Source organism: Pseudomonas sp. FG1 (genome assembly GCF_034313875.1).
In the GTDB taxonomy this organism is placed as follows: domain Bacteria; phylum Pseudomonadota; class Gammaproteobacteria; order Pseudomonadales; family Pseudomonadaceae; genus Aquipseudomonas; species Aquipseudomonas veronii.
Genome location: NZ_JAVIWP010000001.1, coordinates 6,343,488 through 6,363,618, shown reverse-complemented (window position 1 = coordinate 6,363,618; position 20,131 = coordinate 6,343,488). Strand labels below are relative to the sequence as shown.

Here is a 20,131-nt window from a genome sequence, read left to right as displayed (position 1 = left end):
ATTGGGCGCCCCTTTACGGGCTGAGGCGGCTTAGAAATGGCTTTGATCGTACAGAAATTTGGAGGCACCTCGGTCGGCTCTGTCGAAAGAATCGAGCAGGTCGCCGACAAGGTTAAGAAATTCCGCGATGCCGGCGACGACCTCGTCGTGGTGCTGTCGGCCATGAGCGGCGAAACCAATCGCCTGATCGAACTGGCCAAGGCTATCAGCGGCGATCAACAACCGCTGCCGCGTGAGCTGGATGTGATCGTGTCCACCGGCGAGCAGGTGACCATTGGCCTGCTCGCCATGGCGCTGAACAAGCGCGGTGTGCCGGCAGTGTCCTACACTGGCAGTCAGGTGCGTATCCTCACCGACAGCGCGCACACCAAGGCGCGCATCCTGCAGATCGATGATCAGAAGATTCGCGCTGATCTGAAGGCCGGTCGTGTGGTAGTCGTCGCCGGTTTCCAGGGCGTCGACGAGCACGGCAATATCACCACCCTCGGGCGTGGCGGTTCGGACACCACCGGTGTGGCCCTGGCGGCCGCGCTCAAGGCTGACGAATGCCAGATCTACACCGATGTGGATGGCGTCTACACCACCGATCCGCGCGTGGTATCCGTGGCCCAGCGCCTGGACAAGATCACCTTCGAAGAGATGCTGGAAATGGCCAGCCTCGGTTCCAAGGTGTTGCAGATCCGTGCGGTGGAATTCGCCGGCAAGTACAACGTTCCGCTGCGCGTATTGCACAGCTTCAAAGAGGGTCCGGGCACCCTCATTACTATTGATGAAGAGGAATCCATGGAACAGCCGATCATTTCCGGCATCGCTTTCAACCGCGATGAAGCCAAGCTGACGATCCGTGGCGTGCCAGACACTCCGGGCGTGGCATTCAAGATCCTCGGCCCGATCAGTGGCGCGAACATTGAAGTCGACATGATCGTGCAGAACGTTTCGCACGATAACACCACTGATTTCACCTTCACCGTTCACCGCAACGAGTACGAAGCGGCCGAGCGTATCCTGCAGAACACTGCGAGCGGGATTGGCGCGCGTGAAGTGGTCGGCGATACCAAGATCGCCAAGGTGTCGATCGTGGGTGTGGGCATGCGTTCCCATGCCGGCGTTGCCAGCCGCATGTTCGAGGCCCTGGCCAAGGAAAGCATCAACATCCAGATGATCTCCACCTCGGAAATCAAAGTCTCGGTGGTGATCGAAGAGAAGTACCTGGAACTGGCTGTACGCGCACTGCATACCGCTTTTGAGCTGGACGCTCCGGCCCGACAGGGCGAGTGATGCAAGGCCAGGAAGGCGCGGTTTACCGCGCCTTTCATTTTTTGTAGGGCGCATGTTGTTTTGCGTGGGCTCGACAATACTTAGCTGGTAGGGCTATGGCCGATGAGCCGTAGGTCGAAGGCCTTTTTTTGCAGACTGTTGTTCCTGAACTGAAGTGCGTGAGGTGAAAGGTATGTTGATTCTGACTCGTCGTTGCGCAGAAAGCCTGATTATTGGTGATGGAGAAATCACCGTGACCGTGCTCGGCGTCAAAGGCAATCAAGTGCGTATTGGGGTAAATGCTCCGAAAGAGGTAGCGGTTCACCGCGAGGAAATCTATCTGCGGATCAAGAAAGAGAAGGACGAAGAACCAAGCCTTTAATTTTTATCGTTTTTTATGTTTGCAAACGGGGATGAACGTGGTTAATATACGCCCCGTGTTGCGGAGAGCTGGCCGAGTGGCCGAAGGCGCTCCCCTGCTAAGGGAGTACACCTCAAAAGGGTGTCGGGGGTTCGAATCCCCCGTTCTCCGCCATTATTTGCTTAGTACGTTGCAATCTGGATTTATCGATAAGTTGTTGAAATTAATCGAAAAAATCGCTTTACATAGAGATTGAACGGCCTATAATGCGCGGCAACAAATGCACTCGTAGCTCAGCTGGATAGAGTACTCGGCTACGAACCGAGCGGTCACAGGTTCGAATCCTGTCGAGTGCACCATTTAAGAGTCAGTTGCAGCAATGCAGGTGATTCGGTTACAACCAGTTGTGATCTGGTCTAAAAACACAATCTGCACTCGTAGCTCAGCTGGATAGAGTACTCGGCTACGAACCGAGCGGTCACAGGTTCGAATCCTGTCGAGTGCACCATACAAACAAAAAGCCCGCCTAGTGCGGGCTTTTTGCCGTCTGGGGTTTGTAGGATTTAACCTTTTCTTCCCGCGCCATGTGTTTTCCAGTCGCGTGGCAGCGTCGCAATTCATAGATGCGGCCAATTCTCAGCTTTGGCGCGCAAGCGCTTGTTCTTACCAGTTTTTTGACGTTAAAAGCGGCGGGCGGTGTATCATTGCGCCCGTCAGCCCCGCCGGGGCTTGTGGAACACCTCCATGGACTTACCCAGTAGTTACTCAGTACCCCGTTTTACCAATCATGAATTGACTGATTGATCCTTCCGGCGTGCCCCGCTGCTGGGAGTGGAGTTCGCCTATGACCGAAGTAGAAGTAAAGAAAACACAAGAAAGCCTGCAGGATCGCCTGGCTCAAGTCATTGAGCTGCTGCAGCGCCAGCGCGTGGTCGAAGAGCTCACGCACCGCCAGGAAGGTCCGCACCACGACCGCGTCGAAAACCTGGTTCATCGGCAAAACCTCGTCGAGTTGCAACGCAAGCTCGATGATCTGCACTCCGCCGACGTCGCTTATATCCTTGAAGCCTTGCCGCTGGATGATCGACTGACCCTCTGGCAGTTGGTCAAGGCCGACCGCGACGGCGACATCCTGCTCGAAGTATCCGACTCCGTCCGTGAAACCCTGATCGCCGACATGGATGATCACGAGCTCCTGGCCGCGGCCCGGGAGATGGACGCCGACGAACTGGCCGACCTGGCCCCCGAACTGCCCCGTGATGTTGTCCATGAGCTGATGGAAGCCCTTGACAGTCAGCAGCGTGAGCGCGTGCGCTCCGCGCTGTCCTATGACGAGGATCAGGTCGGCGCCCTGATGGACTTCGAGATGGTCACCATCCGCGAAGACGTCAGCCTGGAAGTGGTACTGCGTTACCTGCGCCGCCTGAAAGAGCTGCCAGGGCACACCGACAAGCTGTTCGTGGTCGACTACGAAGGCATTCTCAAGGGCGTGCTGCCGATCAAGCGCCTGCTGGTCAACGACCCGGAGAAGAAGGTTGCGGACGTGATGGCCAGCGATCCGGTGGGTTTCCATCCGGATGAAGACGCCTACGACGCCGCCCAGGCCTTCGAACGTTACGACTTGATCTCGGCCCCGGTGGTCGACAAGAACGGCAAGCTGATCGGCCGTCTGACCATCGATGAAATGGTCGACCTGATCCGTGAAGAAAGTGAAACCGAAGTCCTCAACATGGCGGGTCTGCGTGAAGAGGAAGATATTTTTGCCTCGGTCTGGCGCTCCCTGCGTAACCGCTGGGCGTGGCTGGCCGTAAACCTGATCACCGCGTTCATCGCTTCGCGGGTGATCGGGCTGTTCGAAGGTTCGATCGAAAAGCTGGTGGCACTGGCGGCGTTGATGCCAATCGTTGCCGGGATCGGCGGTAACTCCGGCAACCAGACCATTACCATGATCGTGCGCGCCATGGCGCTTGACCAGGTCAATACCGGCAACACCTCGCGCCTGATGCGCAAGGAATTGGCGGTGGCGCTGATCAATGGCGTGGTGTGGGGCGGGGTGATCGGGATCGTGGCCTACTTGCTGTACGACAGCTGGTCGCTGGGGGTGGTCATGACTGCCGCCATGACCCTCAACCTGCTGTTGGCGGCCTTGATGGGGGTGCTGATCCCCATGACCCTGGCACGCCTTGGGCGCGACCCAGCCATGGGCGCCAGTGTGATGATTACCGCCATGACCGACAGCGGCGGCTTCTTCATCTTCCTTGGCCTGGCGACGATCTTCCTGCTCTGACCCCTCGCGGCGGGGGCAACCCAGCCCCCGCCCAGTACTGCCTTCCCGAATTGCGCGCAAAAAAAGGTTCTTCACGGATTGCCGGGAAAGACGCTCTTGATCTTCATGAAAAAGAATTCGCTGTCCCGGTAACCGTACGCCATTCGTTTGATGACCTTTATTCGATTGTTTATTCCTTCCAACTGACCAGTGTGCATTGGCCAGCGTACCCGGCTCACGATGCCCCGCCAGTAGCCCTTTAGTCGCTTTGCGAACTGGATCAGTGCGGGTATTTCGCTTTCTTGAGCGTGACGCAGCCACTGCTTCCAGGCTGATCTCCAGTCCCAGGCATCGCTCGGCGCCCAGAGCATTTTGAGCTCGGCCTTCATCAAGTAGACCGTCATTAACGATTGGTTAGCGGCCAGCAGATCCTGTAAATGAACCTGCTGTTCCGGCTTTTTCAGGTTCTCCGGGTTACGCAATAGCAACCATCGCGCTTGCTTTATGACCTTTCGAGCGGGCTTGTCATGGCGCAATCGGTTCGCCTCGTCAACGCGAACACGATCAATCACTTCTCGGCCATATTTGGCGACCACATGGAAAAGGTCATAAATCACCCGTGCTTTTGGGCAGTGTTGGCGAACCTCCAGGTCATAAGCCGTGTTCATGTCCATCGCTACCGCTTCAATTCGGGCGCACCCTTCTGGCCCCAGCTCTTCGAAAAACGGTCTGACTGCCGCTCGGCTACGGCCTTCGCCGATCCAAAGCACTCGCCGAGTATCAGCGTCCAACACCACGCTGGCGTAGCGATGACCTTTGAATAACGCGAACTCGTCCATTATCAGGCGCCGTGGCTGGGCCTTGGGTAAGGCACTCAACGCCGCTTGCAGAGCGCGCCGCTCCAGCAACCGAACGGTGTCCCAGTGCAGCCCGAACATTTGCGCAACATGCAGTGTAGGAAGGCGTTCGCAGGCTTGAATAACGGCCTCTGCCAGCCGGCGCGTCATGCGGGCATAGCGATCCAGCCAACTGACGACCTCCATGCGCTTGCCACAATCACGGCAACTAACACGCCTGAGCTGCACGTTGAGGCGGACTGCGCGACCGAGAATCGGCAAGTCACGCACGACTCGATCGCAGTACTCATGAGTTGTTGAACAGAGCTTTTGGCAGCCACCACAGGTGGGAAATCGCGTGGCCTGGGGGATCAGATCGATTTGAAGGGCATCGCCGTCAGGTTTGATCGCAACGACAGAAAAGCCCTCCCAAAAAGGAAGGAAAGTATTAATATTGCGCATAAGAACGCCGGTTTTTTAGATGTGTTTGCTCGCACGAACATCATCCATCAAATCGGCGTTCTTGTTTCTGTGTTTCCCGGGATTCCGTGAAGAACCAAAAAAAAAGCCAGCACATGGCTGGCTTCGGCTTTCAGGAACAGATCATTCGGCTTCTGCGGCCGCCTCAACGTCGTGCGCAATAAGCGAGACAAGGGCATTTTGCTGGCGGTGGGAGAGCTGACGAAAACGCTGCAGCAGTTCGCGTTCGTGCAGTGACAGCTCTGGGCTGTCCAGGCGCATGCTTAGCTCTTCGCCCAACGCACCTTCCTGAATGAGGCTCTGCTCCAGGCGCGCGATGATTTCGGAGTTCATGCTGCGGTGATGATTGCGAGCCACCTCGGCAATGCGTTCCCGCATTCCGTCTGGCAGACGTACGACGAACTTGTCAGCCGTGCGGCTGGAATAAATTGCCTGTTTCAATGGGCGCATATATTTAACCGGTTAGTTCAGGGGAGCGGTTATTGGAATTGGCCGCAAGATGAGTGTTAAGACAAGGCTCACGACCAAAGTTCAACCTGAATTGCAAAGAGGCCGCATCATGCCTCAGTTTTGCCGGTTCCTTGGCGTCAATTCTGTGACAAATATTGAACTGCCTAAAGGCTTTATGCCAGTACTGATTTGCTTTTTTGCGGACTGGTTGGAAAACTTTTTTGCGAGTGATCGTCACAATTCATCGTCCCGCAAGCCGTTGCTGCCAAGGGGTTTGGGGCGCATATCGTATCGTGATATGGCCTTTTGCCCTTGTTTTTAAGACTAGTGGCAATTTGCCGATTTACTAGTGCGAGGCGACATAAGGTAGGTGTGCCGGCGAGCGAAAATCAGCGCAGCACGGGGTCGAATCTGATTCGGCGGCCGACGATCAGCGTCAACAGCAGGAAGCTGCCGAACACGACGCTGGTGATGAGGGCGGTGGTGCGAGCGTCCTGGGACGAGGTAGACATGCCCAGCACGGCAGTCATGACGGTCAGGCACAAAAACAGCCAGGCGGCTTTGGACATGGAAGGCTTCCTCAGAAAACCCAGTGTTCAGTTGCGGGCGCGGCCTGAGTGCTTTGGGCCAGGCGCACGGGCGATTGCGGGTTGGCCGTCATCACCGCCAATTGCGGACGTTGTTGCAGATGATGCGGCACGGGCTGGCGGATCTGCGCGGTGTCATCGCTACCGTTCGACTGAAAATGAAACATCACCAGTGCGGCCAGGGCGACGGTATTGAGAGCCAACAGAAGGGTGCTGTTCATCGTCATCTTCTCCGCAACGGGTCCAGCCGAATGGTTTTGTAGGAGAAGTATTGCAGATGCCGTGCCAATGTTTTATTTCAATAAAATCAATGGTTTGAGTTTAATCTAAACAGCGCTCGGGTTGCAATTTGCAATGCTGGCATTTTGGTGTAGTGCATTTTGCACGATGGCCTCGGATGCCCGGGTTTGCTGGGCGAAACCGTGATCCGTGGCGCAAGCATTGGCTTACACTCAAAAAGCCCACGGACGACATGACAAAACCCACCTCGGCCGTTAACATGCACGCCGTCCATCGCAGCGCCGTTGGCCCGATGGTTGTCATTTGTCCCAGTAGCTCAATTGGATAGAGCATCCCCCTCCTAAGGGGAAGGTTGGCCGTTCGAACCGGCCCTGGGACACCATATAATTCAATACCTCCAGCCAATGTATGTAGTTCTTGCACAGTCTCATGGGTGCATGATGGGTGCATACGCAATAATTTAGACTGAAAAAGCCGCAACAAAATCAGTTGAGGGCTAGGTGTACGTGGAGGTATGAAGAGCGGGGTGATAATTCTGCCACCATGAAAAAGTCGACAACAGGGAAGCAGTGATGCGAATTCTATTTTTTGCGATGTGCTGTTTGTTGATCACCGCCTGTTCAAGCAACCCAACAGCACTCTTTGAAGAGCAAGTCAAAAACAGCACCACGCCGTTAGCACGGACCCCCTCTGAGGCCATGCACAACGCGCAAGCTGTGCCCATGCCGATCAACCCAGGATGGCGGCCACCCCAGTGGAAGATCACCGCTGCGGAACCGCGCATCCTGATTAGCGGGGTACCGTCGAACTATCGATTATTCAGCGTCGCGTTGACAAAGGACAAACCCTTTCATATAGACGTTAACTCCTGGTGCGTCAACGGGTGCCTGGGGTTCAGCAAGTACGCCCTGAACCCTTATTTGATCTTGATGGACGCCAAAGGCAACGTGCAGGCTGAAGGTTTTGGCAAGGCGACTGGCATAGTGGGAGTCATCAGCCAAGTGTTGAAGGGCACGGTGACAACCAGCGGCACTTACTACCTGATAGTCGCGGCGGATAACCGTGCGCCTGGGGAAACCATTGTCATCGACAACGTGCTGCTGATTGGGGCAGCGGCGAGCCCAATCACGCCGTTGCGGATTGGGATGGGTAGTTATCCGTTTGGGTCGGTTGGGCCGTTGTTGAACACGGAAGAGACGCCTTGAGGCTGTGAGGCAAGAGAGCGAACACGCCCGCTGCTAATACTGAAATAAAATCAGTGCTGGAAGAGGTGGAGAAAGTGCCGGGTTAAGCCCTATCTCTGATTCGTAATACTGTCGTAGTCGAGCAGTTAGCATGACGTGCTGTGGCACGTACACCAAGGCCGGCACCGAGCAGTTCGGTCACCCGCTTATGCAGGTCAATGTCGACGGGGCGGCCTTGATACTTGCCGGCGGCCTTGGCCTTCTCGATGCCTTGAGCCTGGCGCTCGCGCCGCTGCTCGTAATCCTTGCGCGCGATCGCGGCCATCATCTCCACCAGCATTGAGTTGATTGCTCCCAGCATCCGCCCGGTGAACTCATCGCCCTTGGTGTCCTGCATTCCCTGGTGGCTGGTCGGCAGGTCAAGCGCGACGATGCGCAGGCCCTTGGAGTCGATCGCAGCCTTCAGCTTTTGCCAATCCTCCACCGGTAAGCGGGAGAGGCGGTCTATCGACTCCACCAGCAACACGTCACCCTTGCGGGCATCCTTGAGCAGGCGCATTAGCTCAGGCCGGTCGGCTGTGGCGCCGCTGGCGTTCTCCAGGTACACGCTTGCAATGACCTTGTTATGGTCGCTGGCGAACTGCTCGAGCGACCCCCGGGCTCGGCCGGCGTCTTGCTCTTCGGTGGATGCTCGGAGGTATGCGCGGATGAACATGATAGGTGCCTGTATCAGTTAGGGCGTTCTACTAATACTGTTGCACTTTGGGTGTTCCTTATCAAGCGGAAAGCTCGAAAAAGGCGAAATAAGCCTGTATCTGGATAGGCATACCTTTTTGGGGCGATTTGGCTGAGGCATACTCGATTGAACGGACAAGCTGCTTGCTACAAGCGGCTCATTTTCAGGGGAGGGGGTTATGAGTATCGCAATCGACGAGATAGGGCTTGCCATTAAAAAACTGGAGGCATACCAGCAGGGGGCAGAGGAAAAGCTACGCGCTGCGGAGTCTATTCGGGCAGTCGCAGAAGATGTCTCGCGGTCCTTCAGCGGCTCTTGGTTGGGTTATCATTCAAGAGTCTATTAGAGAGATTTTCGTCCCCCACTTGCCGGGCACAACTTCAGCAAAGAGTGGGGGATGGAGGAGCATTTCGGTCAGGGTACTTATGGCGATTGGCATGAGTGCGCGTTTGACGACGTAGTGAATGCAATCTATGAAATGGCCGGCAACCCAGATCTCGCCGATGCTGATGTATATCGCGAACAGGGCGAGGCACTATTTGCAAGTGTTATCGATGAACTCGAAGTAGTGTTGCGGATTGTTGTTAGAGATACAGGAGATTCTTACGCATCCCAGTTACTCGAAGACGTTTCAGGTAAGAAGGTCGTGACTCCTGGGCTTTTTCTAAGCCTTGTACGACCCAAAGGGCAGGTAATGACCCGTGATTCTCTAGCCCTTAGTCAAGGATTTTTGACGCCCCCACATATAAAAGTTATGTCTGACTGCTTTGTGTACAGGGCTCCGCACGAAGCTATAAGTCGTCTGCTTCCTGTGATTAAAAAGGCGTACTCATACCTATCAAGATTTGAAAAGACCCAGGCTAAGGAGGCTCTAGTGGGCACAAATATTTTCATCGGTCATGGCCGCTCTCACGTATGGCGTGATTTAAAGGACTTTGTCACGGAGCGACTGAAGCTGCCCTTTGATGAATTTAACCGTGTCCCAGTAGCGGGTATCACAAACATTGCACGGCTTGCGGAAATGCTTGATTCGGCAGCAGTCGCTTTCATCGTCATGACCGCTGAAGATGAACAGGCAGACGGTAAGATGGAGGCTCGAACGAACGTAATACATGAAGTCGGACTTTTTCAAGGTCGCCTTGGATTCACTCGGGCGATAGTGCTCCTGGAAGAGGGGTGTGAAGAATTTTCGAATATCCAGGGCCTTGGACAGATCCGATTCCCTAAAGGGGACATCAAAGCCAAGTTTGAGGAGATCCGCCAGGTACTTGAGCGGGAAAAAATCATTGAGTCTTGAGCTATTCGTTTTTTCTAAAGAAGCAGGTGCAAAAGACCGGCGAGGGTGGCCTCGTCTTCGATGAAATAGGGGCCGTCACGCTCCATCCTGGGTCTTGCAGCAAAGGTATGGTGATGTTGGCCACTCCCTCTTCTGTTGTTCTCCACACTTCGTGGCGTTTCCGCCACGCTGAGTGAGACCAAACCGTCTCAGTGAAACCAAAACGCCATAAGGCGATACTGTAGCGTTTAATCGATGCGCCCAAGGCGCTTTCCTGATGTTGGAAATGCTCTCAAAGGTGAGCGCAACCAATCGACGCCCCTTCGATTTTGGGCCATGCTCTTTTGGATTTAAATCCTAAGAGAATGAGATCTGACCCTGTGTCACAGTGTTGGGGCGATCCGGATATCGCAATTCATGGAGTAGGTTTAAATTGTCGATTTTCTCTAATTTTGTGCACTTTAAACATTGCCGAGTCGTCTGCTCGGAGACTGATCTTCTTATATCTTTCAAGGGGCAAAAATACTCACTATTGTTGGCTTCGAAAAATTTTGATACTGGAAAAGGTGCTGTTGTAACAAATTTATCCAGTCGATTTGTTGACTCGGATGTGCTTCTTTGGCTGTCCGTGTATTTCGGAGAGGATTTTGTTGACCCTGATCAGAGTGTAGATACGCGTTACTCTAATAATAGAGGTGACTTCAATCTCGACGTAAAGAATCTTAAGGTTTTTCTGAAAGCTGCAGAAAAAATGCCGAGCAAGTCATATCCGCTTTGGAAAAAAAGACTTTTCGATAACGTGGTGACCTATTACTCCGTTGCGCTACGATCTGGCGTTAATATGATGCCACTTACAATGGGGTTCTTTGGAATGTCGATGGAGTGCGTAGGGAATCTGTTGGGGGGTAAGCGCGATAAGTATTATACGCTTGGCACGTATAAGTTTAACGGCTTAATTAATTCAAGATTCAAACGGTACAAAAAAATACCCAAGCATGCGGGTCAAATTAAGGCGTGGCAGAAGGTTATTAATGGAGATAATTCTTTGGTTCATGCGTTGCGCAATGCTTATTACGGCCATTCTTTGTTACATTCGGATAAAGATCGTAAGGAAGTTACTGATTCGCTTAGAGATTGGTTGGTTCGGGCGGGTTACTCAAAAAAGTTAGCCGCACAATGTTTCAAGAGTAAAAGGGTGGATGATGCTATTCAGATTTATGCCGCGCCGCTATACAAGGTTGGGCTGAGAAGCTCTCGAATTCTTATCTTTATGTTGCTAGGGTTTACTACGTCTATACCCTTCGCTAAATATGATTATTGGGCTATGACTCCACTGGTATATGACGAACCTATGAAGTTTAATGGTGTGGTGGTTACTCCGAAAAGTGCTGCGGATGATGCCCCATCTTCCTCAGGATGAAGTAGTCAAGAAAGGCCAGGCAGGCCAGTCTTGCTCACATCATGAACAAATAGGCCATGAGCAAAACGCCAAGAATTGCAGTAATGACATTAATGCCAGGGCCGGTATTGACGCTGTAGCCAAGGGGGATCTCAACGGGTTTGAGGGTCTTGACCACCTTTTTGTATTGCCAGGATGACCAGCAGGCAACCCAGGAGCCCAGCATCAGAAAGGTCAGCCCGATCCAGAATGAAAAATGTTTTCCGGGAGAGCCCGAAGCGTCCGGTTTCAGCATCTGGAGCAGTAGCCCGGATCGTTCAATCACAAAGCCAAATGCCATCAGCGAAAGGCTGGTTCGGTTCCATGCCAGCAACGTGCGCTCGGCGGCAAAGAACACGCGTGGATCGTTCAGGTCGGACATTGAGATTTCCTTGTTCACACAGCTTTTGAAACGACGCCGCGCAGAATAGCTTTAAACGAAACCACTCGACGTGTCCGTTGATAGATCCAGCTGTTGGGATCAACGCACATATGCCAAGCGTAGCGTCCCGTGCTTGGCGCATAGCCACAAAATCGGCTGCGCCAATGCCCTCGTACACGTGAACGCTATGGTTTTTTTTGCTCAGCAACGGTTACAGGTTTGGATGCCCAGCAACCTGTACAAAGGGCAGAAACGGAAAATACCGGTAGCCAGTGGCACTAAGCCGATCCAGCCCCACCAGCCGATCACGCCCGACAGACTGAGGCCAATGAGAACCAGGCCGACGACAATGCGCAGGCTACGGTCAATGGTTCCAAGGTTCGCTTTCATGACGATCTCCCGATCAGTGGTTGCGCCGGGTCTCCAGCGCAGTAAACAACAACATGCCGGCCAGCATGGCCAACATGAACACGATTGCTTGCCAGCGTCCTGTCAGCAGAATTGCCACCGCAGGGCCTGGACAGATGCCTGCTATTCCCCAGCCGATGCCGAACAACAGGCTGCCGCCGATCAGGCGCGGGTCCAACTCACGCTTGGTCGGCAGTTGCATCGGCCTTCCCAGCAGCGAGCGGGATTGGTGGCGCGCCCAGGTCAGCGGGCCAATGGCGACGCCAATCGCCCCGATCATGACCAGCGCGAGGGAAGGGTCCCAAGCACCGGCCAGATCCAGGAAAGCCAATACTTTGCTCGGGTTGGCCATGCCTGCCAGCAGCAGTCCCAGGCCGAACAGCAGGCCAGCAATGAATGCGGTCAGTTTGTTCATATCCAGGCTCCCAGCAGATGACGCAGGACAAATACGCTAAGGAAACCGCTGAACATAAAGCAGGCAGTGGCGACCATCGATCGCGGCGAAAGGCGCGATATGCCGCACACGCCGTGGCCGCTGGTGCAACCTGAACCGTAGCGTGTACCGATACCCACCAATACCCCGGCGACGATCAGCCCGACCCCGCCGCTCTGGAATTCAATCGGCGGCAGCGCGGCGAACAAGCCCCATAGAAGCGGCGCGACGAGCAGGCCGAGGAGAAACAGCGCTTTCTCACCCGCACCTTCGCTGCCCCGTTGTAAAAGACTGCCGATCAAACCGCTGATGCCGGCGATACGCCCGTTGGCGACGACGAAAAGGCTGGCCGCCAGGCCAATCAATGCGCCGCCTGCAAGGGATGACCAGGGAGTGAAGTTGAGCCAGTCGATATTCATGAGGCTTCTCCAGCGCAAAATTGTTGATACAAGGTTTGGATGACTGCCAATGCCGCCGGGCTGCTGATGCGATAGAACACCTGCTTTCCTTCTCGGCGCGTATCCACCAGGCCTTCGCGGCGCAGCACCGCCAACTGCTGAGAAAGCGTCGGTTGTTGTATCCCGAGCAGCGACTCCAGATCGCCGACATTGCGCTCGCCTTGGGATAGCTGGCAGAGCAGGATCAAGCGATCCGGATTGGCCAGAGCCTTGAGGAATTGGCTGGCAGCATCGGCGTTGGCGTGAAGCCGCTGGAGATCTGATTCGAGCATACGATTGATCACTAACTGGTCAGTTTGTTAAATTATAGTATATAAAAACAATAAGTGTATGTCAGCATCAATCTGCGTTCGTCGCTAGCAGGAGAGGTCGGGGGCTAAAGGCGAAGCGAAAGAGAGTGGTGCAGCTTTGCTGATCCGATGAGGTCGCTCTGCGCCATCGCAAGGCGACCGAATTGACCGAGCCCTGGGAGTCGACACCCTGTGGCTCAACGTCTGTCCCTTCAGTACGGTTTGGCTTGCCCGGCTTTCCTCAGGCTCTGTACCATCCGGGTCTGATCAGGACAGCGTTAGAAGGCCATCCTGTAGCCATTACCGCCGTTCCCGTTTGGACACCTCATGACCTACACAGAACTTAACGACCCCGCACTATTTTCTGCGCAGGAGAAAGACGCGTTTGAACCTTCGACCATCGTCCAGAATGATTTTTCTTCTGCACTTCTGAAGTACGGCCAGTCATCTTCTACACGCCCCCTCCTTCTGAACGGGGATTGCCTCGACGTATTGAAGTCGCTGCCGGACGAGTCGGTTGATTTTGCAATGACGTCGCCGCCGTACTGGGGGAAGCGGGAATATCAAAACGGCGGGATAGGCCTGGAAAAAGACTATCGGGATTTCGTAGCAGATCTTTGCGCTGTGTTTCTGGAACTCAAGCGCGTGCTGAAGTCGACGGGGTCGTTCTGGCTCAATCTCGGTGATTCTTATAGCGGTAAGGGGCTGCTCGGGATTCCTTGGCGAGTGGTTTTCGAGCTTACCGACAATCAAGGCTGGATACTTCGAAACAGCATCATATGGAACAAACTGAAAGGCGGCATGGACAACACCAAAGACCGGCTTGGCAATGTTCATGAGAACTTGTTTCACTTTGTGAAGCAGTCAAAAAACTATTATTACAATGCTGATGCCGTCCGGTCCAAGCCCAGAGAATCCAAAGTGGTAAATGGCTCGATAGTTTCCGCCACGGGCGTTTCGGGCGTGCGTTACAAGCGCCAGATCGAGTTGTCGACCTCGTTGAGCGACGCAGAAAAATTATCCGCACATGCCGCCCTGGCCGGCATCCTCGCAGATTTGTCTTGCGGTAAAGTATCAGACTTCCGGATGATCATTCGTGGCCAGCAAAGAGCGACGCACTCCGACAGTGAAAAAGTATCGGGACGAGCGAAGGAACTCAGGGATAAAGGTTATTACTTTCTTAAATACCACCCGAAGGGGAGTAAACCGTCTGACGTCTGGGACATTCTCCCGGAAGATTCGCAGGGCCGGGAAACCCACTTTGCCCCCTATCCGGTCGACCTGTGCCGTATACCTTTATTGGCGACCTGCCCACCAGGCGGTATTGCAATCGACCCTTTCTGCGGTACGGGAACAACGATGGTCGCGGCGCAACGCTTAGGCTTGAAGTCGATCGGGATAGATATCTCCGAGCAGTATCTTGAGATGACCAAAGACAGGTGCAATACGCTGTTATGAGCAAAATAATAGAGTTGTTCGGGAAGGGTACGCATAATCGCTCCGTCGACTGGCAAGGCGTGATTGGCGCTCAACGCTGCGCCTATACCAACAAGCGTTGCTACAAAGTCAGGAAGTCCAACCCCGACATTTCTATCGGTACGTGCAGCGTGCTGTACGGAAAAGTGCCGGAACCGGTAATCATCTGTCCTGTCCGGCTAATCGAGCGCCGGCAGATTTTTACCGACTGTTTTCATCTATTGACGACCCATGAGCCGGGGAACGAGCTTCACATCATCCCCGAAGTGTCGATTCCGGGGGGAAGTGTCGATTATTTCTTGGTGTCGGTAAAAGATGGAAAGGTGAAGGACTTCGTTGGCATCGAGCTGCAGACCCTCGATACGACCGGAACGGTCTGGCCAGAACGCCAGAGAATGCTGGAAACGCTAGGGATTTCCAGGTCGGACAGTGCTGAAGAGTCCAATAAAACCTTCGGCATGAACTGGAAAATGACCGCAAAAACCATCTTGGTTCAAATGCACCACAAAGTGCAGACATTTGAACACCTCAACAAGAAGCTGGTGTTGGTGGTCCAGGACAAGCTGCTGAGCTACATGACCAAGGAATTTAAATTCGACCATCTTGAAACACCGGCATTGATTGGCGACTCAATGCATCTTCATGCCTATAAAATGGATAATGCAGGTGCCGGCGACTATAAGATCTCGATGTCATCCCGACTCAGTACGGATGCGGACGGAATCGGTATGTGCCTGGGGCTCCAGGCAGAGGCCCGGGTAGAGCTTGAGCAAATATTGATTGGGCTGCAGACCAAACTATCCGACCGCACGTTGTTCCAGGCAGTGGGGACGCCCGACAGTTTGGTGTGATACCGCCTGCGTGTGCGATTGCGAAAGGGCACCGAGTGGATGCCCCCTGTGCAAACGGCGTTGTTAAAACGTCGCCTTGACCTGTAACCCCGCCGCCAACGCATTGTCGCGTTTTTTGCCGGAAAACGCGCCGGGCTCGATGTAGTACTGCAGATCGGGGCGCAGCAGCAGCCAAGGTGTGACCTGTGCGCCGTAGTTGAGCTCAAGCATCTGCTCGCCGTTGTCGAGGTTGGCGATCATCTCAGCGTCTTCGAGGTTGGTCGCCTTGGCTTCTTGCACATCTCGTGTGCGCGAGTTGAGCACGGCGCGCCCATAGCCAAAAGAGATGGAGTCGTTCGGGCGGCTCGCGAAAGGCTTTTGTTTGACCAGGCCCACCGAATACCAGCGGCGCATCGGCGAGGTCGCCGCGTTGCTGCTGGCCGCTTGGCCGAAGAGGCGCAGTACGCTTTGCGGGTCTTGCTCATCCCGCCAGATGGCTTGGTCAATCAACACATAGGCGCCGGTACGGTTGTTGCTCTTTTGCGTACTCCCGATCTTGGGGGCGTTGGAGGTGTCGTAGTACCAACCGACTTTGTATTGGCCGTTCAGGAAGGCGTTGTTATTGAAGATCGCCTCCAGTGGCAAAATCGCTCCCGTAGTGCCGTTGCTGGGCATGGAGAACGCTTTGGACGAGCGCGTGTTGTATTCCGGGTTGACCTGGAACACGGCGGTTTGCAGTGTCAGCGACGGGTTGACATCGTAACGCAGCTCGCCGCCCCAATGTGCTGTCGGGTAGTTGCCCCAGCCACTGCCGCTCGACATGGTCAGTGGGTGTGCACAAAAACCGGCGCTCACAAAGTTGGTCAAGATGGGCATACCGCCGAAATCGGTGCCCATCACCATGAAGCCGAGTTTGGTGGAGAGGTCCGGCGAAAACAGGTTGCGTTGATAACTGAACTCGGTCAGCCGGGTGTATTCGCCGCCATAGTTTTCTTGGGACGACAGGCGGTTTCCAAGCAAATCTTCCGTGGCGCTGTGGCCGCGACGGTCGTTAACCAGCAGTTGCACGCGTCCCGCATCGGGGCTGTCGAGCAACTTACTCAGATCAAACTGGGCGCCTATGCGTATTTGTTGCGAATAGCGGGTGCCGCGCTTGATCCCGCCATGCAAGTTGGAAATCGTTTCGGAACTGTAGTCACCGGTCAGTTTGATGCCCTTGTCGGTCAACTTTTGGCGTTCACCGCCCCAGTCGCCAGTGAGTGTAGAGCGGTTCATCAGATCGTCGGCCAGTGCCGGGGATGGGGCGAAAAGGCATAGGGACAAACCGCTGCACAGGCTGCTGGTCAGCATGGCGCGGAAAGAAAAAAGCATTTGGATGTGCTCCGTTACAGAGAAAGTAGGGGAATAGCTCAACGGCCCGCGTTGTTTATCGGTTGCACCGTTCTTTTCTGACTTGGAAAAATAACCCCCGTAAACGGGGGTTATTTTCATGCAGTGGCAACTAACGCATTACGGCTTGATGTTGTCCGGCAATGCATAAGCAATGATGTAATCACCAACGTCAGGCGAATGGCTCATGCCACCGGCGGAGATGACCACGTACTGCTTCCCGGTGGTGGGCGACTGATAGATCAGTGGGGCGGCAACTGCGCCAACCGGCAGGCGGGCTTTCCAGACTTCTTTGCCGGTGGCCGAATCGAGCGCGCGCAGGTAGTAGTCCTGGGTGCCCGCAAAGAACACCAGGCCAGAGGCTGTCGACGTCGGACCGCCGAGCGTCGGCATGCCCAGCGGAATCTGCAGGTGCGTCTTGATCCCCAGCGGGCCGGTGTCCTGCACGGTGCCCATGGGAACCTGCCAGAGCAGTTTCTGCGTATTGAGATCAATCGCACTCATGCTGCCGAAGGGCGGTGAGTTGCACGGCACGCCCAGTGGCGACTGGAGAATGTCGATTTTCACGCCGCCATAGATACCAGCGACTTGCGGGCGAATGGTGCCCATGAAACCCGGCACTTCATCGGTCGACACCTTGAACTTCTTGGTTTCTTCCTTGGTCACCAACGACATCCGCAGCGGCATCCGCATGTCGTTGACGAACATCGTGCCGGTGTTCTCATCGATGGAGATGCCACCCCAGTTCATCCCGCCCAGCAAGCCAGGCCATTCGATGTACGGCTTTTCGGTTGGCGGCGTAAACGGCCCCGCGTAAACCGAATCTTTGAACATGATCCGGCAATACAGTTGGTCGAATGTCGACACGCCCCACATCGACTTTTCAGTCAGTGGGTCGGCCCCGATCACCGGCATGCCGGCCGAGTACGGTTGCGTCGGCGACAAGTGTTCGCCTTCTGCCGCAGGAGAAGTCGGAACGGCACGCTCCTGCACCTCGGTGACCGGCTGGCCAGTACGACGATCCAGCACAAAAATCTGGCCGGTCTTGGTGGTCTGGATCAAGACCGGGGTTTTCACGCCTTGGGCATTCTTGATGTCATAGAGAACCGGCTGCGATGGCAGATCGTAATCCCATACATCATGGTGAATGAGCTGGTAGACCCATTTGGCTTTGCCGGTCGAGGCATCGACTGCCACGACGGCCGAACCAAATTTTTCTTTGACGGCGTTGCGATCACCGCCCCAATAGTCGGGCGGGCCATTGCCGGTCGGCAAGTAGACCAGGTTCAGCTCTTTATCGTAGGTCGGGATCGTCCATACGTTAGGTGTTTCCAGCGTGAACGGGTGATCGGCCGCGGTCGGGTCGCTGCCTTCGGGCGCGCCGACGTCCCATGCCCACACCAGCGCACCGCTCAGCACGTCGAAGGCACGCACGGCGCCGGAAGGCTCGCCTGCCACAATGTCGCGTACCCAACCGCCCACCACCGTGAGGTGGCCCATGACCACAGGCAGGGAGGTCGGGTGATAGCGCTTGCTGTTCTCGGTCGGGCCCATGCCTTTCTTGAGATCGACGTAACCGTTGTCACCAAAACTCTGGCACAGGTCGCCGGTGTGCGCGTCAAGTGCAAACAGGCGGGCATCCACCGACGACACCAGAATACGCTGGCGACATTGCTGCTGATCGGTATACGAGGCCTTGACCGCCGCACTCAGGCTGTCGTCTTTATCGATGTCGTAATAGCCCACGCCACGGCACGTCACATGCTCTTCGCTTTTGGCGTGAGGGTCGAACGTCCAGATCGCCTTGCCCGTATCGCCATCCAGCGCGGTGATCAGGTTTTCCGGGGTGCACGAATACAGCACGTTGCCGATCTGCAGCGGGGTGTTTTCATCAACGCCAGCGCCGGCGCCGGTGGTCCTACGTCCGGTTCGGTAGGTCCAGGCTACTTGCAGGTCCTTGACGTTTCCCGGCGTGATCTGCGTGTAAGGCGCAAACCGCGTCCCTGACGCATTGCGCCCGAAGAACTCCCAGTTTTCAGGTGCGCTGGCGGGGCTCGTGGCCTTGCTCGAGTCAGTCGCGGCCACAGGGTTCGAGATCCCGCCGTGCGGGTAGAACGCCGCAATGAAGGTGGCGATCAAGGCCAGGAATACGGCGAAGCCGAATCGGTTCGCCGTGCGCCGGGTGCTCAAGGCTGTTTCCGGGAATGCGGCACCGACCCACAAGCTGAGGGTCAGGATGATCGCCGGCACCACCAGGCGCGGCAGCAGTTGCCAGTAGCTGAACTGACCCACTTCGTAGAACGCCCACACACAGGTGGCGAGGAATATGACGACGGAGAGGGCGATGCTGATAGGTTTACGCAAGACAAACAGTGCCGCCAACAACAGATAGGCGAGGCCAGCCAGCAAGTAATAACTCGACCCGTCGAGTGCTACCAGCTTGAATCCGCCATAAATCAACGCCAGTGCCACGGCAAAAACAAGCAGGGAAAACAGTCCCCTTGCAATAGTGCTCATTGAGGATCTTCCAGAGTGAGATCGATGATCGTCTGTCATATTTGTATATGCTCAGTTGGGGAAATACGTAACGGTTTGCGCTATTTACCAACAACTTGGCCGAATATTGAGTTCGGCCTTTAGTTGGCCGGGTGCGGTTCTTCCATGATCCCGATAGGCTGGCTTGCCGACGGCAAGCGAGCTTTGGAAATCAGCGTAATAATTGGCCATCCCCGTATTCCTGGTCTGGATGCCGACACTCTTTCGCCCCAGCCCTCCACGTTGAAAGCGCCGTTCGATAACGAACTGGATGCTTAATAGAGGCTGATTGAGTTTCGGCAGGAGGGATAACGAAAACGTTGGCGGCTGTATTACGCCCGCTTGACGACTGTCCACGTGCTCAGTCGCGAGTGAATCGTTCCGAAGGCTCTGTCGGCCTTGTTCGGGTTACATGCTTTACTCCGACTGATTCGCTGGTTAATCGCGGTGGATTAACGCGTAGACCAGTCTATAGCGCTGGTTTTTTGGATAAATCCATAAGACTGGAAAACAATGTTGATAAAACAGTAACAATTAGCGGCGATACGCATCGGCGACGCCGGCGTGCGGGTAATCATGTGCAGGCGCGGCGGGGGGGGCTTTTGGGGCGTGCTCGGTCTTTTCAACACTCGGTCGAACCTTGCGCGTGATCGAGGTTCACAGGTGGTGCGGCGAGTATTTCGCGCAACCTTGTACCTTGTGTGTCACCCAGTAGCGTCTGAGCTGTAGTCCATCGTTTTCACACAAAATAATCCCCGGAAACAGCGCCTGGTGCCTGTCCGGACCCGACCCCCGGGACTATCATGCCGGTAGCCCTGA

At 55.1% G+C, this 20,131-nt stretch carries 21 protein-coding genes and 4 tRNA genes; 13 read left to right on the top strand and 12 right to left on the bottom strand.

What is annotated here, in order from left to right:
* Window positions 1-36 precede the first annotated feature (36 nt).
* The 6 genes from RGV59_RS29295 to mgtE all read left to right on the top strand — a co-directional run bounded on the left by RGV59_RS29295 (window position 37) and on the right by mgtE (window position 3,905).
* A complete protein-coding gene (locus RGV59_RS29295) occupies window positions 37-1,278 on the top strand; it encodes an aspartate kinase (protein ID WP_017849202.1) in 1,242 nt (413 codons plus the stop codon).
* 172 nt (window positions 1,279-1,450) lie between these two features.
* Window positions 1,451-1,639 (top strand): carbon storage regulator CsrA, encoded by a 189-nt coding sequence (gene csrA, locus RGV59_RS29290; protein ID WP_003175645.1) that lies wholly within the window; start codon window positions 1,451-1,453, stop codon window positions 1,637-1,639.
* Window positions 1,640-1,701: 62 nt separating this feature from the next.
* A tRNA-Ser gene (locus RGV59_RS29285) sits at window positions 1,702-1,792 on the top strand.
* 108 nt (window positions 1,793-1,900) lie between these two features.
* Window positions 1,901-1,977: transfer RNA gene (locus RGV59_RS29280), tRNA-Arg, on the top strand.
* Window positions 1,978-2,049: 72 nt separating this feature from the next.
* Window positions 2,050-2,126: transfer RNA gene (locus RGV59_RS29275), tRNA-Arg, on the top strand.
* Between the two features lie 336 nt (window positions 2,127-2,462).
* A complete protein-coding gene (gene mgtE / locus RGV59_RS29270; RefSeq protein WP_017849201.1) occupies window positions 2,463-3,905 on the top strand; it encodes a magnesium transporter in 1,443 nt (480 codons plus the stop codon).
* 71 nt (window positions 3,906-3,976) lie between these two features.
* On the opposite strand, the gene RGV59_RS29265 is transcribed toward mgtE, so the two are convergent.
* From RGV59_RS29265 to RGV59_RS29250, 4 genes are all read right to left on the bottom strand, one after another.
* Window positions 3,977-5,182: an ISL3 family transposase gene (locus RGV59_RS29265; protein WP_104904490.1), complete on the bottom strand. Its 1,206-nt coding sequence runs from the start codon at window positions 5,180-5,182 to the stop codon at window positions 3,977-3,979.
* Window positions 5,183-5,323: 141 nt separating this feature from the next.
* Window positions 5,324-5,650, bottom strand: a complete 327-nt coding sequence (locus RGV59_RS29260) for an Arc family DNA-binding protein (protein WP_017849200.1) — start codon at window positions 5,648-5,650, stop codon at window positions 5,324-5,326.
* 389 nt (window positions 5,651-6,039) lie between these two features.
* Complete coding sequence (locus tag RGV59_RS29255) at window positions 6,040-6,219, bottom strand: PA3371 family protein (RefSeq protein WP_126587263.1); 180 nt, start codon at window positions 6,217-6,219, stop codon at window positions 6,040-6,042.
* 11 nt (window positions 6,220-6,230) lie between these two features.
* Entirely contained in the window at window positions 6,231-6,458 is a 228-nt protein-coding gene (locus RGV59_RS29250) for a hypothetical protein (RefSeq protein WP_017849198.1), read from the bottom strand.
* A gap of 324 nt (window positions 6,459-6,782) precedes the next feature.
* On the opposite strand from RGV59_RS29250, the gene RGV59_RS29245 reads away from it, so the two are divergent.
* Both RGV59_RS29245 and RGV59_RS29240 read left to right on the top strand, forming a co-directional pair.
* A tRNA-Arg gene (locus RGV59_RS29245) sits at window positions 6,783-6,859 on the top strand.
* A gap of 190 nt (window positions 6,860-7,049) precedes the next feature.
* Window positions 7,050-7,682, top strand: coding sequence for a hypothetical protein (locus RGV59_RS29240; RefSeq protein ID WP_017849197.1), 633 nt, complete (start codon window positions 7,050-7,052; stop codon window positions 7,680-7,682).
* Between the two features lie 82 nt (window positions 7,683-7,764).
* Here RGV59_RS29240 and RGV59_RS29235 read toward each other — a convergent pair whose 3' ends face one another.
* A complete protein-coding gene (locus RGV59_RS29235) occupies window positions 7,765-8,376 on the bottom strand; it encodes a recombinase family protein (RefSeq protein WP_017849196.1) in 612 nt (203 codons plus the stop codon).
* 199 nt (window positions 8,377-8,575) lie between these two features.
* Here RGV59_RS29235 and RGV59_RS29230 point away from each other — a divergent pair, with 199 nt between their 5' ends.
* From RGV59_RS29230 to RGV59_RS29220, 3 genes are all read left to right on the top strand, one after another.
* Window positions 8,576-8,743, top strand: coding sequence for a hypothetical protein (locus RGV59_RS29230; RefSeq protein ID WP_260473914.1), 168 nt, complete (start codon window positions 8,576-8,578; stop codon window positions 8,741-8,743).
* A 51-nt stretch (window positions 8,744-8,794) separates the two neighbouring features.
* Complete coding sequence (locus tag RGV59_RS29225; protein ID WP_260473913.1) at window positions 8,795-9,694, top strand: nucleotide-binding protein; 900 nt, start codon at window positions 8,795-8,797, stop codon at window positions 9,692-9,694.
* Between the two features lie 412 nt (window positions 9,695-10,106).
* Window positions 10,107-11,093, top strand: coding sequence for a hypothetical protein (locus RGV59_RS29220; RefSeq protein WP_126587262.1), 987 nt, complete (start codon window positions 10,107-10,109; stop codon window positions 11,091-11,093).
* A 34-nt stretch (window positions 11,094-11,127) separates the two neighbouring features.
* On the opposite strand, the gene RGV59_RS29215 is transcribed toward RGV59_RS29220, so the two are convergent.
* The 5 genes from RGV59_RS29215 to RGV59_RS29195 all read right to left on the bottom strand — a co-directional run bounded on the left by RGV59_RS29215 (window position 11,128) and on the right by RGV59_RS29195 (window position 13,064).
* Complete coding sequence (locus RGV59_RS29215; protein WP_017849188.1) at window positions 11,128-11,493, bottom strand: YidH family protein; 366 nt, start codon at window positions 11,491-11,493, stop codon at window positions 11,128-11,130.
* Window positions 11,494-11,694: 201 nt separating this feature from the next.
* The gene (locus RGV59_RS29210; protein ID WP_017849187.1) at window positions 11,695-11,883 is read right to left on the bottom strand and encodes a DUF2892 domain-containing protein; all 189 of its coding nucleotides are present in this window, start codon (window positions 11,881-11,883) and stop codon (window positions 11,695-11,697) included.
* A 13-nt stretch (window positions 11,884-11,896) separates the two neighbouring features.
* Window positions 11,897-12,316 carry a YeeE/YedE family protein gene (locus tag RGV59_RS29205; RefSeq protein WP_126587261.1) on the bottom strand — a complete coding sequence of 140 codons (420 nt, stop codon included), beginning with the start codon at window positions 12,314-12,316 and terminating at the stop codon, window positions 11,897-11,899.
* Window positions 12,313-12,753 (bottom strand): YeeE/YedE family protein, encoded by a 441-nt coding sequence (locus RGV59_RS29200; protein WP_017849185.1) that lies wholly within the window; start codon window positions 12,751-12,753, stop codon window positions 12,313-12,315. Before RGV59_RS29200 ends, RGV59_RS29205 begins: the two co-directional genes overlap by 4 nt.
* Window positions 12,750-13,064: an ArsR/SmtB family transcription factor gene (locus RGV59_RS29195; RefSeq protein WP_017849184.1), complete on the bottom strand. Its 315-nt coding sequence runs from the start codon at window positions 13,062-13,064 to the stop codon at window positions 12,750-12,752. The genes RGV59_RS29200 and RGV59_RS29195 overlap by 4 nt, the downstream gene beginning before the upstream one ends.
* Before the next feature lie 345 nt (window positions 13,065-13,409).
* Between RGV59_RS29195 and RGV59_RS29190 the strand changes: the two genes are divergently transcribed.
* Window positions 13,410-14,540 (top strand): DNA-methyltransferase, encoded by a 1,131-nt coding sequence (locus RGV59_RS29190; RefSeq protein WP_126587260.1) that lies wholly within the window; start codon window positions 13,410-13,412, stop codon window positions 14,538-14,540.
* Entirely contained in the window at window positions 14,537-15,409 is an 873-nt protein-coding gene (locus tag RGV59_RS29185; RefSeq protein ID WP_017849182.1) for a NotI family restriction endonuclease, read from the top strand. Before RGV59_RS29190 ends, RGV59_RS29185 begins: the two co-directional genes overlap by 4 nt.
* 63 nt (window positions 15,410-15,472) lie before the next feature.
* On the opposite strand, the gene RGV59_RS29180 is transcribed toward RGV59_RS29185, so the two are convergent.
* Both RGV59_RS29180 and RGV59_RS29175 read right to left on the bottom strand, forming a co-directional pair.
* Complete coding sequence (locus RGV59_RS29180; RefSeq protein WP_126587259.1) at window positions 15,473-16,759, bottom strand: carbohydrate porin; 1,287 nt, start codon at window positions 16,757-16,759, stop codon at window positions 15,473-15,475.
* Window positions 16,760-16,897: 138 nt separating this feature from the next.
* Window positions 16,898-19,294 (bottom strand): membrane-bound PQQ-dependent dehydrogenase, glucose/quinate/shikimate family, encoded by a 2,397-nt coding sequence (locus RGV59_RS29175; protein WP_232590494.1) that lies wholly within the window; start codon window positions 19,292-19,294, stop codon window positions 16,898-16,900.
* Between the last annotated feature and the right edge of the window lie 837 nt (window positions 19,295-20,131).

Bases quoted from the DNA above. Each gene is read 5' to 3' on its own strand.
- RGV59_RS29215 (WP_017849188.1), bottom strand. From the start codon at position 11,493: ATGTCCGACCTGAACGATCCACGCGTGTTCTTTGCCGCCGAGCGCACG.
- RGV59_RS29205 (WP_126587261.1), bottom strand. From the start codon at position 12,316: ATGAACAAACTGACCGCATTCATTGCTGGCCTGCTGTTCGGCCTGGGA.
- RGV59_RS29235 (WP_017849196.1), bottom strand. From the start codon at position 8,376: ATGTTCATCCGCGCATACCTCCGAGCATCCACCGAAGAGCAAGACGCC.
- RGV59_RS29230 (WP_260473914.1), top strand. From the start codon at position 8,576: ATGAGTATCGCAATCGACGAGATAGGGCTTGCCATTAAAAAACTGGAG.
- RGV59_RS29225 (WP_260473913.1), top strand. From the start codon at position 8,795: ATGGAGGAGCATTTCGGTCAGGGTACTTATGGCGATTGGCATGAGTGC.
- RGV59_RS29195 (WP_017849184.1), bottom strand. From the start codon at position 13,064: ATGCTCGAATCAGATCTCCAGCGGCTTCACGCCAACGCCGATGCTGCC.
- csrA (WP_003175645.1), top strand. From the start codon at position 1,451: ATGTTGATTCTGACTCGTCGTTGCGCAGAAAGCCTGATTATTGGTGAT.
- RGV59_RS29260 (WP_017849200.1), bottom strand. From the start codon at position 5,650: ATGCGCCCATTGAAACAGGCAATTTATTCCAGCCGCACGGCTGACAAG.
- RGV59_RS29180 (WP_126587259.1), bottom strand. From the start codon at position 16,759: ATGCTTTTTTCTTTCCGCGCCATGCTGACCAGCAGCCTGTGCAGCGGT.
- RGV59_RS29200 (WP_017849185.1), bottom strand. From the start codon at position 12,753: ATGAATATCGACTGGCTCAACTTCACTCCCTGGTCATCCCTTGCAGGC.
- RGV59_RS29240 (WP_017849197.1), top strand. From the start codon at position 7,050: ATGCGAATTCTATTTTTTGCGATGTGCTGTTTGTTGATCACCGCCTGT.
- mgtE (WP_017849201.1), top strand. From the start codon at position 2,463: ATGACCGAAGTAGAAGTAAAGAAAACACAAGAAAGCCTGCAGGATCGC.
- RGV59_RS29255 (WP_126587263.1), bottom strand. From the start codon at position 6,219: ATGTCCAAAGCCGCCTGGCTGTTTTTGTGCCTGACCGTCATGACTGCC.
- RGV59_RS29175 (WP_232590494.1), bottom strand. From the start codon at position 19,294: ATGAGCACTATTGCAAGGGGACTGTTTTCCCTGCTTGTTTTTGCCGTG.
- RGV59_RS29190 (WP_126587260.1), top strand. From the start codon at position 13,410: ATGACCTACACAGAACTTAACGACCCCGCACTATTTTCTGCGCAGGAG.
- RGV59_RS29185 (WP_017849182.1), top strand. From the start codon at position 14,537: ATGAGCAAAATAATAGAGTTGTTCGGGAAGGGTACGCATAATCGCTCC.
- RGV59_RS29295 (WP_017849202.1), top strand. From the start codon at position 37: ATGGCTTTGATCGTACAGAAATTTGGAGGCACCTCGGTCGGCTCTGTC.
- RGV59_RS29210 (WP_017849187.1), bottom strand. From the start codon at position 11,883: ATGAAAGCGAACCTTGGAACCATTGACCGTAGCCTGCGCATTGTCGTC.
- RGV59_RS29265 (WP_104904490.1), bottom strand. From the start codon at position 5,182: ATGCGCAATATTAATACTTTCCTTCCTTTTTGGGAGGGCTTTTCTGTC.
- RGV59_RS29250 (WP_017849198.1), bottom strand. From the start codon at position 6,458: ATGAACAGCACCCTTCTGTTGGCTCTCAATACCGTCGCCCTGGCCGCA.